This window comes from Streptomyces sp. NPDC031274 (assembly GCF_055570235.1).
Genome location: NZ_JBVIHP010000060.1, coordinates 1 through 12,788, shown reverse-complemented (window position 1 = coordinate 12,788; position 12,788 = coordinate 1). Strand labels below are relative to the sequence as shown.

Genomic DNA, 12,788 nt, shown 5'->3' with positions numbered 1-12,788 from the left:
CACACCAGGAACCACCGAAGCAGACTCACCAGCCCCCTCAGCCTGCTCCACCTCCGAAGCCTGCTCCACGATCACATGCGCATTGGTGCCACTCATCCCGAAGGACGACACACCAGCCCGACGCGGGGAATCACCGCGCTCAGGCCAGGCCCTCGCCTGGACCAGCAGTTCAACAGCCCCGCTTGCCCAGTCCACTTCACCCGTTGGGGCGTCCACGTGGAGGGTGCGCGGCAGCACACCGGCCCGCATCGCCATGACCATCTTGATCACACCGGCCACACCGGCGGCGGCCTGAGTGTGGCCGATGTTCGACTTCAGCGACCCGAGCCACAGCGGGTCCTGGCCCTCCGGGCGGTCCTTGCCGTAGGTGGCGAGCAGCGCCTGCGCCTCGATCGGATCGCCGAGCGTGGTGCCCGTACCGTGGGCCTCCACCGCGTCCACATCGCTAGTCGCAAGCCCCGCGCTGTCAAGGGCGGCGCGGATCACGCGCCGCTGCGAGGGACCGTTCGGCGCCGTGAGGCCGTTGCTCGCACCGTCCTGGTTCACCGCGGAACCCCGTACGACCGCGAGGACCTGGTGGCCGTTGCGGCGCGCGTCCGACAGCCGCTCAAGGAGCAGAAGCCCGACCCCCTCGCCCCAGCCGGTGCCGTCCGCGCCCGCAGCGAAGGCCTTGCAGCGGCCGTCCGCAGCGAGGCCGCGCTGGCGGCTGAACTCCACGAAGGTGTCGGGTGACGACATCACGGTGACGCCCCCGGCGAGGGCCATCGTGCACTCACCCTGGCGCAGTGCCTGTGCGGCGAGGTGCAGCGCGACGAGGGATGACGAACAGGCCGTGTCCACCGTCACCGCCGGGCCCTGCAGGCCGAGGACATAGGAGAGGCGACCTGACATGACGCTGGTGGTGTTGCCGGTGAGCAGGTGCCCCTCGACGCCTTCCGGCGCCTGGCGGATCCCTTCCCCGTAGCCCTGGTAGCCGGAACCGACGAACACTCCTGCGCGGGTGCCGCGCAGCGTCGTCACGTCGATGCCCGCGCGTTCGAAGGCCTCCCACGCGGTTTCCAGGAGGAGCCGCTGCTGCGGGTCCATGGCGAGCGCCTCACGCGGCGAGATCCCGAAGAACGCGGCGTCGAACTCTCCGGCCGCGTCGAGGAAGCCGCCCTTGCGGGTGTAGAAGGTGCCCTGCCGCTCCGGGTCGGGGTCGTAGAGACCGTCGATGTCCCAGCCGCGGCCCTCAGGGCCGTCGGGCAGTTCGCCGATCGCGTCGGTTCCGTCGGCGACGATGCGCCACAGGTCCTCGGGGCTGCTCACGCCTCCGGGGTAGCGGCAGCTCATGCCCACGATCGCGATCGGCTCCTTCGAAGCCGCCGCGAGCTGCTGGTTCTGCCGCCGCAGCCGCTCGGTCTCCTTCAGAGACGCGCGCAGCGCTTCAACGACCGTGTCCGAGGGCCTCGTCATGTCCGGCTCCACATTCCGTTCCACATTGCGTGCTGCGAGTGCTGCCTCTGCTGCGCGTGCTGCATGTGCTGCATGTGCTGTATGTGCTTCGTCAGGAGTCACTGTTGTCCAAGGCCATCTGGACCAGGGTTTCCACGTCCAGGGCGTCGATCGAGGCGGCCGCGTCGTCGTCATCGGCCGGGGTCACTGTGGCGACCGCCGAGTTCTCGTCGGGTGCGGCGAGCCGCAGTAGGGCGTCCATCAGTCCGGCCGCGCGGATACGGGCGATCGGGACGGCCGCCAGGACCCTGCGGACTTCGGCGTCCGCGGAGGTGTCGGGCGTACCGCCCGCCGCACCACGGTCCACGCCACCTTCCGCGCCGTCTCCTCCGGGCAGGAGCTCGGCCAGCAGGTGGCGGGCGAGCTCATTGGCGGTCGGGTGATCGAAGACCAGGGTGCTGGGCAGGCCGAGACCGGTCGCCGCGCTCAGTCGGGTACGCAGTTCGACCGCCGTCAGCGAGTCGAATCCGTACTCCTTGAACGCGCGGTCGGCCTGTACCGCCTCCGGTTTCGTGTGCCCGAGCGCGGCGGCCACCTCCGTGCGCACCAGCTTCAGGACAGTGCGCACACGCTCGGCGGGCCCGGCCTTGGCAAGCCGCTCGCGTAGGGCGGCAGCGACTTCGTCCGGCCCTGGGGCACCTGGCGTGCCAACGGCGTGCGGTCCGCCACCCGCCGCCGCGTCGAGGGCCGCGCGGGCCTCGGGCAGTGCGTCCAGGAGAGGACTCGGCCGCTGGACGGTGAAGGCGGGTGCGAAGCGCTGCCAGTCGACGTCGGCCACCGTTACCAGGGCGTCCCGCCGGTCGAGTGTCGACTGCAGGGCGGCGAGAGCCCGTTCTGGGCGCATCACTGGCAGGCCGCGCTTGCGCAGGTGCCTGGCGGCCTCGTCGTCGCCCGCCATACCCGAACCCGCCCAGGGGCCCCAGGCCACCGACGACACCGCGAGCCCACGGGCCCTGCGGCTCTCGGCGAGCGCGTCGAGATGGGCATTGGCGGCGGCGTACGCGGCCTGGGCACCACTGCCCCACACTCCGGCGATCGACGAGAACAGCACGAACGCGTCCAGCGGCTCGTCACCGAGGAGCTCGTCCAGGTGCGTGGCACCAGCGGTCTTCGCCGCCACCACGGCGGCGAAGTCGGCCGGGCTCGTCGCGTCGATCAGCTGGTCCTGGCCGACGCCGGCCGCGTGCACCACGGCGGTCAGCGGGTGTTCGGCGGGCACGTCGCCGAGGAGGCGCGCGACGGCCGCACGGTCCGCGATGTCACAGGCCGTGACGGTCACCTTCGCACCCAGGGTGGTGAGTTCCGACTCCAGGTCGAGGGTGCCGGGTGCGTCCGAACCCCGGCGGCTTGTCAGGACGAGGTGTTCGGCGCCGTTGCCCGCAAGCCAGCGCGCCACGTGCGCGCCGAGCGCACCGGTGCCACCCGTGACGAGCACGGTGCCGTGCGGACGCCAGGGCTCTGCCGGGGTCGCCGAGGTCCGCGGAACCTCCGCGGTCTCCGGGTTGTCCGCCGGGGTCGCATCCGGCAGGTCCGCCGGAGCCGTGATGTCCGCGCGCACCAGGCGGCGAGCGAACACACCGGAACCGCGGATCGCGAGCTGATCCTCAACTCCGTTCCCCGCGAGCACGTCCACGAGACGCGCCTCCACGCCCGCCTCCCGGGCCTCGGGAAGATCGATCAACCCACCCCACAGCTGGGGGTGTTCAAGACCCACGACCCGGCCGAAGCCCCAACCCTGAGACTGTCTGACGCTGCGCAGCGGGTCGTTCGCGCCGACTGAGACGGCGCCTGACGTCGCGATCCACAGCTGTGCGGACGCCGCCGTGTCAACGAGGGCCTGAGTGAGGGTGAGCGTCGCGGCGACACCCCAGGCGAGAGCGCCGGAATGGGTACTGCCCGTACCACCATCACCCCCGGTGCTGCCGACGCCGCCGGTGCTGCCGTCATACGACCGTTCGTCGAGCATCAGGAGCGACAACACACCGGATGCCCGCTCGCCGACCCCATCAAGGAGCTGCGCCATCTCCGCGCGGTCAGCGACCACCGTGTCGTCGTCCTCGTTCCCTCCGACCACGATCCGCTCGACGTTCACACCTCGGGCCGCCAATGCCTGCTCGGCAGCCGCACACCACGGGTGCTCGATCTGCGCCGCGGGTACCACGAGGGCCCAGGTGCCCGCCGGGGCGGTCCCGTCCGGCAGGCCGGTCAGCGGCTTCCACGAGACCTGGTAGCGCAGGGCATCCAGCGCGGACTGCTCACGCCGCTTCCGTCGCCACGACGCGAGCGCGGGCAGCAGCGACCGCAGCGGAGCATCCTCGTCGACCTCCAAGACCCCGGTCAGCGCCTCCAGGTCCTCGCGCTCGACCACGTCCCAGAACACACCATCGACGCGGGCGGCCTCATCGTCGACCGGAAGGGCACGGTTCGCATTCCTCAGCTCGGGCCAGTGGCGCTGCGACTGGAAGGGGTAGGTGGGGAGGTCGACGCGGCGGCGGGTGGCGATGGGCTCGTAGAGAGGGGTCCAGTCGACGTCGATGCCTCGTACGTATGCCTGGGCGAGGGCGGTCAGGAAGGTGTCGGGCTCGGGGCGGTCGCGGCGCAGGGACGCGATCAGGCCCGACTGGGCCTCGGGCTCGGTGAGGGTGTCGTGCGCCATCGCGGTCAGGACCGCGTCCGGGCCGAGTTCAAGAAGTGTCGACACCCCGTATGCAGTAAGGGAGTTGAGGCCGTCATGGAAGCGGACCGCATCACGCACGTGGCGGACCCAGTACTCCGGGTCCTGGAGCTCAGCCGCCTCGGCCAGCTCGCCCGTCAGATTCGAGACGACCGGGAGCTTCGGAGCGTTGTACGCCAGGCTCTGCGCGACCTTGCGGAAGTCCTCCAGCACCGGATCCATCAGCGGGGAGTGGAAGGCGTGTGAGACCTTCAGCCACCGCACCTTCCGCTCCTGGCTCTTCAGCGTCTCGGCCACACCTTCCAGGACGGCACGGTCACCGGAGAGCACCACCTGCGACGGACCGTTCACCGCCGCGACACCCACACGGTCCGCAAGCCCCTCAAGCAGCGGCAGTACATCCACCTCCGCCGCCTGCACCGCGAGCATCGCCCCGCCCTCAGGCAACGCCTGCATCAACCTGCCCCGGGCAGCGACCAGCCGGGCCGCGTCTTCCAGGGACCAGAGCCCAGCCACATACGCCGCAACAAGCTCACCCACCGAATGCCCACCGAGTATCTCCGGCCGCACCCCGAACGACTCAGCCAGGCGGAACAGGGCCACCTCCACCGCGAACAACGCAGGCTGCGCATAACCCGTCTGCCCAAGCAGCTCCGCATCATCACCGAACATCACATCCTTCAACGGCCGATCAAGGACCGCATCCAGATACGCGCACACCTCATCCAACGCGTCCGCGAACACCGGGAAGGCCTCGTAAAGCCCCCGGCCCATACCGATCCGCTGACTGCCCTGACCGGTGAAGACAACACCCAGGCGCCCCTCCACCACAGCCCCGGAAACCTCACGCTCCCCCAGAAGCACAGCCCGATGCTCAAGCTCCGCCCGCCCCGACACCAGCGACCAGCCCACATCCACAGGACTCAACTTGCCATCAACCGGCGCGACTTCTCGCAGCCGTTCCACTTGCACCCGCAGGGCAGCAGCGCTCTTCGCCGACACCACCCATGGAACGACCGTCGAAGGAGTCTCGACGTCCGTGGCCACCTCGACTTCCTCAACGGCCTCCGGCGCCTGCTGCACGATCACATGCGCGTTGGTTCCGCTCACACCGAACGACGACACACCAGCCCGACGCGGGGAATCACCGCGCTCAGGCCACTCCCGCGCCTCCGTCAACAGCTCAACAGCCCCCGCCGACCAGTCCACATGGCTGCTCGGCCGATCGACATGCAGCGTCTGCGGCAGCACTCCCATTCGCATCGCCATGACCATCTTGATCACACCGGCGACGCCCGCCGCGGCCTGCGTGTGGCCGATGTTGGACTTCACCGAGCCCAGCCACAACGGCTCCCGCCCCTCGCCCCGCTCCCGCCCGTAGGTCGCAAGCAGCGCCTGCGCCTCGATGGGGTCGCCCAGAGTGGTACCCGTACCGTGCGCCTCCACCGCGTCCACATCACCCGCCGCAAGCCCCGCACTCGCCAACGCAGCCCGGATCACCCGCTGCTGCGAAGGGCCGTTCGGCGCCGTCAACCCATTACTCGCACCATCCTGGTTCACGGCAGAACCGCTCACCACCGCCAACACCTCGTGGCCATTCCGGCGCGCATCCGACAACCGCTCAAGGAGCAGCAGCCCGACACCCTCACCCCACCCCGTACCATCCGCAGCCTCCGCGAACGCCTTGCAACGACCATCCACCGCGAGCCCACGCTGACGACTGAACTCCAGGAAGGCGCTTGGTGTCGACATCACCGTCACACCGCCCGCGAGCGCCAGATCGCACTCACCCCGGCGCAGCGCCTGCGCCGCCAGATGCAAGGCGACCAGGGCCGACGAGCAGGCCGTGTCGACGGTCATTGCGGGGCCCTCGAGGCCGAACGCGTACGACAGGCGGCCGGAGACGACGCTCGCGGCGTTGCCGGTACCGATGTAGCCCTCGGCCACCGCGGGTGCGTCCTTCAGGAGGTCCAGGTAGTCTTGGCCGTTGGTGCCGGCGAAGACGCCGGTACGGCTGCCGCGCAGCGCCGTCGGGTCGATGCCCGCCCGCTCGAACGCCTCCCACGCCGTCTCCAGGAGCAGCCGCTGCTGCGGGTCCATCGCGAGAGCCTCACGCGGCGAGATCCCGAAGAAATCAGCGTCGAAGCGGTCGGCACCGTCAAGGAAGCCGCCCTGCTTCGCGTACGTCGTGCCGGAGCTGTCCGGGTCGGGGTCGTACAGCGACTCGGTGTCCCAACCACGGTCGGCGGGAAACTCCCCCAAGGCATCGACGCCGTCGGCAACGAGGCGCCACAGGTCTTCCGGTGACCGGACTCCGCCCGGGAAACGGCAGCTCATCGACACAATCGCGAGAGGCTCGTCGTCAGCCTCGCGCACCTGTGCAAGCCGCCCCGCTTCGACGTCGGTGACCGTGGCCGAACCGCCCAGAGCCGCCGCCGAGCCGAGAAGTTCGGCGTGCAGGTAGTCGGCGATCGCCTGGGGCGATGGGTGGTCGAAGACCAGCGTCGCGGGGAGGGTCAGGCCGGTCGTGGCGGCGAGACGGTTGCGGAACTCCACGGAGGTGAGTGAGTCGAAGCCGAGTTCCTTGAACGCCCTGTCTGCCTCCACCGCCTCGGGCCCGCCGTGGCCGAGCACCGTGGCGGCCTGGGCCCGAACGAGATCGCGCAGGGCCCGTTCGGCGTCGGCGCGCGACAGGGCCCCGAGCCGCTGCTTGAGCGCCGGTCCCTCGGGCTCGTCCGCACCGGAGGCGGCGCGGGTCGCACGAGCGGCTGCGATCTCCGGGATGTCGTCGAAGAGTGTGCTCGGCCGGGCTGCGGTGAAGCCGTCCGCAAAGCGTTCCCAGAGGACGTCGGCCACGACCGTCGCGGAGCGTCCGGCCTGGGCGACGGCCGACTGACCGGAGTGGCCGGTCCGAACCGACTGACGCAGCACCTCCGTCGCCCGCCCGACGTCCATGACGGGAAGACCCGCCCGGCGCATGCGCGCCTCGGCCCCGTCGTCGTCGGCCGCCATCCCGGTACCACCCCACGGCCCCCAGGCCAGCGACACAGCCGGCAGACCCGCTGCTGTGCGGTGCTCGGCGAGTGCGTCGAGGTACGCGTTGGCGGCAGCGTAGTTGCCCTGCCCGGGCGCGCCGACCGTACCGGTCAGGGACGAGAAGAGCACGAATGCCGTCAGGTGCTCGCTGTCCCGGGTCAACTCGTGCAAATGCAAAGCCGCTTCAGCCTTGGGCCGCAACACAGTCGCCAAACGCTCACCCGACATCGCATCCAAAACACCGTCATCCAACACACCCGCCGTATGAAACACCCCCCTCAACGGCACATCCTCCGAAATCCCCTCCAACACCCCCGCAAGAGCCCCCCGATCACCCACATCACAAGCCACCACCGAAACCCGAGCCCCCAACCCCTCCAACTCCCCAACCAACTCACCCGCACCCGGCGCCGACAGCCCACGCCGACTCGTCAACACAAGACGCTCCACCCCCTCACGCGCCAACCACCGCGCCACATGCGAACCAACCGCACCCGTACCACCAGTGACCAGCACAGTCCCCCCAGCCGACCACCCACCAACAAACCCACCCAAACCGACCGAACCAGCCGAACCAACCGGAACAGCCGGAACAACCGACTCCGACTCAACCCGCACCAAACGACGAACAAAAACACCCGACCCACGCACCGCCAACTGATCCTCACCACCAACACCCGCAAGCACCCCGGCAAACCGCGACAGCGCCCGCCTATCGACGTTCACCGGCAGATCGATGAGGCCACCCCAACGCTCCGGATACTCCAACGCCGCCACCCGGCCAAGACCCCACACAGCCGCCTGCCCCGGATCAGGCGCCCCGTCGGACTGCCCGACCGACACCGCCCCCCGCGTGGCACACCACAACGGCGCCGATACACCGGCATCACCCAACGACTGAATGACGGTCAGCGTGGCCTTGAGCTCGCCGCCCAGGCCCAGCGCCAGTACACCTTCAACGGTGATTCCATCGGATGCAGCCCGCAGTTGAGCGGCGAGCGCATTCCGGCCGACGTCCGCCCCGTCCACCTCGACGGCCACAAGCCGCACGCCCTGCTCGGCGAGCCCGGCCCGCCACGGGTCGTCCGTACCACCGGCGGGGACTACAACGAGCCAGGTGCCCGTCGGCTTGGCGGGGGCCACCCTGCTCAGGGGCTTCCACGCCACGCGGTAGCGCCATCCGTCGAGCGCGGACTGCTCGTGCCGCTGCCGCCGCCACGCCGTCAGAGCAGGCAACACCGACCGAAGCGGCGCCTCCTCGTCGACGGCCAGGGCAGTCGTCAGCGCACCGAGGTCCTCGGTCTCGACGGCGTTCCAGAAGCTCTCGTCGACCGGGTCACCACTACCGGACGCGCCGTATGCCGCCGTCTGCTGCTGAGGGTTGAGCCAGTAGCTCTGGCGCTGGAAGGCGTACGTCGGCAGGTCGACGCGGCGGCGGTTCTCGACCGGAGCGTAGAGGGGCGTCCAGTCGACGTCGACGCCTCGTACGTACGCCTGGGCGAGGGCGGTCAGGAAGGTGTCGGGCTCGGGGCGGTCCTTGCGCAGGGCCGCAATCAGACCCGCCTGGGCCTCGGGCTCGGTGAGGGTGTCGTGCGCCATCGCAGTCAGGACGGAGTCCGGACCCAGTTCGAGCAGCGTCGACACCCCGAACGACGTGAGGGAGTTCAGGCCGTCGTGGAAGCGGACCGCATCGCGGACATGGCGCACCCAGTACTCCGGGTCCCGCAGCTGTGCGGCGGAGGCGAGCTCACCCGTCACGTTGGAGACGACCGGCAGGGCCGGGGTCTCATACGCCAGGCTCTGCGCGACCTTACGGAAGTCCTCCAGCACCGGATCCATCAGCGGAGAGTGGAAGGCGTGCGAGACCTTCAGCCACCGCACCTTCCGCTCCTGGCTCTTCAGCGACCCGGCCACACCCTCCAGGACGGCACGGTCACCGGAGAGCACCACCTGCGAAGGACCGTTCACCGCCGCGACACCCACACGGTCCGCAAGCCCCTCAAGCAACGGCAGTACATCCGCCTCCGCCGCCTGCACCGCGAGCATCGCCCCACCCTCAGGCAGCGCCTGCATCAACCTGCCCCGGGCAGCCACCAACCGGGCCGCGTCTTCCAGGGACCAGAGCCCAGCCACGTACGCCGCAGCCAACTCACCCACCGAATGACCGCCAACAACCTCCGCCCGCACCCCGAACGACTCAGCCAACCGATAAAGAGCCACCTCCACCGCGAACAACGCAGGCTGCGCATAACCCGTCTGCCCAAGCAGCTCCGCATCGTTGCCGAACATCACATCCTTCAGCGGCCGATCAAGGACCGCGTCCAGATGCGCGCACACCTCGTCCAACGCGTCCGCGAACACCGGGAAGGCGTCATACAACTCACACCCCATCCCGACCCGCTGACTGCCCTGACCCGTGAACACGACGCCCAAGCGCCCCTCCACGACGGTCCCCGAGACCTCATGCCGCCCCAGAAGCACAGCCCGATGTTCAAGCTTCGCCCGACCGGAGAGCAGCGACCAGCCCACGTCCGCCGGGTCCAACTCGCCCTCTTCGACCACGAATCCGCGCAGCCGCTCCACCTGCTCCCAAAGCGCTTCCGGCCTCTGCGCCGACACCACCCACGGCACCAGTGCCGCAGGCGACGACCCCGTCTCGACCGGTGCCGTCTCCGCGTCCTGCGGGGACTCCGACACCTGCTCGACGATCACGTGCGCGTTGGTGCCGCTCACGCCGAACGACGACACACCAGCCCGACGCGGGGAATCACCGCGCTCAGGCCAGGCACGTGTCTCCGTCAACAGCTCAACAGCCCCTGCCGACCAGTCCACATGAGAGTTCGGCTCATCCACGTGCAGGGTCGGCGGCAGCACACCCGCCCGCATCGCCATGACCATCTTGATCACACCGGCAACACCCGCCGCGGCCTGCGTATGACCGAGATTCGACTTCACCGAGCCCAGCCACAACGGCTCCCGCCCCTCGCCCCGCTCCCGCCCGTAGGTCGCAAGCAGCGCCTGCGCCTCGATCGGGTCACCCAACGTCGTCCCCGTACCGTGCGCCTCCACCGCATCCACATCACCGGCGGTCAACCCCGCACTCGCCAACGCAGCCCGAATCACCCGCTGCTGCGAAGGACCGTTCGGCGCCGTCAGCCCGCTGCTCGCCCCATCCTGATTCACGGCGGAACCCCGTAGGACCGCAAGCACCTCGTGCCCGTTCCGGCGCGCGTCCGACAGTCGCTCCAGGAGCAGCAGTCCGGCACCCTCACCCCAGCCGGTGCCGTCCGCCGCCTCCGCGAAAGCCTTGCAGCGGCCGTCCGCCGCCAGGCCACGCTGGCGGCTGAACTCCACGAAAGTGTCCGGCGTCGACATCACCGTCACGCCGCCGGCGAGGGCCATCGTGCACTCGTCCTGCCGCAGCGCCTGCGCGGCGAGGTGTAGGGCGACAAGGGAGGAGGAGCACGCCGTGTCGATGGTGACGGCGGGGCCTTCGAGGCCGAAGGTGTAGGACACCCGGCCGGACGCGATGCTGCCCGCGCTGCCGTTGCCGAGATAGCCCTCGAACTCCTCAAGGCCCGCCGGGTTACTGAGGATGCGGTTGCCGTAGTCGCCGTACATGACGCCGACGAAGACACCCGTGCGGGTGCCGCGTGCCGACAGCGGGTCGATGCCCGCCCGCTCGAACGCCTCCCAGGTGGTCTCCAGGAGCAGCCGCTGCTGCGGGTCGATGGCGAGGGCTTCACGGGGGCTGATGCCGAAGAACGCGGGGTCGAACTCCGCGGCGTCGTGCAGGAATCCACCCTCGCGCGCGTAGCTCTTGCCGGGGCGGTCCGGGTCGGAGTCGTGGAGGTCTTCGTCCCAGCCGCGGTCGTCCGGGAAGGGGGAGATGGCGTCGCCGCCCTCGGCGACGAGCTTCCACAGATCCTCCGGACTGCCGACCCCACCGGGGTAGCGGCAGCTCATCGCGACGACGGCGATCGGCTCCTGGTCCGCCGACTCGGCCTCCTGCAGCCGCTGCCGCGTCTGGTGGAGGTCCGCGGTAACTCGCTTGAGGTAGTCACGGAGCTTCTGCTCGTTCGCCATTCGGTGCGACTCCTTCAAATGAGCAGAACCCAATCGCGCCCATTTTCGTTTCTGCACGATATCCAGGGATCACTGTAGATAGGGAGGGTAGGACCAACAACCCCTACCCTCCCCCTATGGAGCCCCTCAGAAATTGTGCTTCAGGAAAGGCCGAGTTCATTGTCGATGAAGTCGAACATGTCGTCGTCATCGGCTTCTTCGAGCTGTTCCACGATGGAGACCGTGGCCCCGGAACCCTGCTCCTCGACCTCCAGCTTGCCGAGCAGCGTGCGCAGTCTGCTCCGTACGGACACCCGATCCTCGCCACCCAACGGGCCTGCGAACAGGGCTGCTTCCAGCCCGTCGAGCTCGGCGGCGACACCACCGGTGCGCAGCCCCACAGCACCACCGGCGCCCCCGGCGTCCTCCCTCGGCAGACTCTCGTCCAGATGCGCGGCGAGCGCAGCCGGCGAGGGGTAGTCGAAGATGAGGGTAGCCGGAAGTCGCAGCCCTGAAAGGGAGTTCAGCCGATTCCGGAGTTCCACGGCCGTTAGCGAGTCGACGCCCAATTCCAGGAATCCACGAGTGGCGCCGACCGCATCGGCTCCGGAATGCCCGAGCACCATGGCTACATTTCCGCGGACCAATTCGAGAAGGGTGCGATTCCGCTCCTCGTCCGTGAGGTCGGCGAGGCGCTGGGCAAGGGTGGGCCCGTCACTCGTCGCGTCCCCGTTTCCCGCCTGCCCGAGAGCCTGTCCGGCCCGGCGTACCGGCGTGCGGACCAGCTTCGAGAACACGGGTTGCACCCCGTCCGCACCGGCGCTCGCACGCAGCGACGCGGCGTCCAGACGCAGCGGCACGAGGACGGCGGGCAACTCCTTGGCGGCGCCAACCGCGGTGTCGAGGAGGGCCAACCCCTCCTCCGACGACAGTGGCGCCACCCCACCCCTTGCCATCCGGCCCAGATCCCCCGTGTCCAGTTTCCCGGTCATGTCGCTTTCCTGTGCCCACAGGCCCCAGGCGAGCGAGGTCGCGGGAAGGCCCTGCGCCCGACGGTGCTGCGCCAGGGCATCCAGGAAGACGTTGGCCGCCGCGTAGTTGGCCTGCCCCGCACTGCCGAGGACGCCCGCCGCGGAGGAGAAGAGAACGAAGGCGGAGAGGTCGAGTCCGGACGTCAACTCGTGGAGGTTGAGCGCCGCATCAACCTTCGGACGCAGAACCGTGTCGAACCGCTCCGGAGTCAACGAAGTGACCACACCATCATCCAGAACACCCGCAACATGCACCACCGCCGAAAGATCACTGCCCACCTCCGCAAGGAGAGCAGCCAACGCGTCACGGTCGGCGGCATCACACGCCGCGATACGCACCCGGGCACCGGCCTCGACCAGTTCCGCACGGAGCTCATCCGCACCAGGCGACCGCTCACCACGCCGCGACACGAGCAACAAATCCCGCACACCATGACGCTCGGCCAGATGCCGACTCACGATCCGCCCGAGCCCGCCCAGAGCACCCG

At 69.6% G+C, this 12,788-nt stretch carries 2 protein-coding genes and 1 pseudogene; all 3 read right to left on the bottom strand.

What is annotated here, in order from left to right:
• A partial coding sequence (locus ACZ5CR_RS43320) for a type I polyketide synthase (protein ID WP_468868637.1) occupies nt 1-1,467 on the bottom strand: 1,467 nt, incomplete at its 3' end.
• 79 nt (nt 1,468-1,546) lie between these two features.
• A complete protein-coding gene (locus tag ACZ5CR_RS43315) occupies nt 1,547-11,290 on the bottom strand; it encodes a type I polyketide synthase (protein WP_468868634.1) in 9,744 nt (3,247 codons plus the stop codon).
• Nucleotides 11,291-11,682: 392 nt separating this feature from the next.
• Nucleotides 11,683-12,788, bottom strand: a pseudogene (locus ACZ5CR_RS43310) (type I polyketide synthase); the annotation flags it as partial.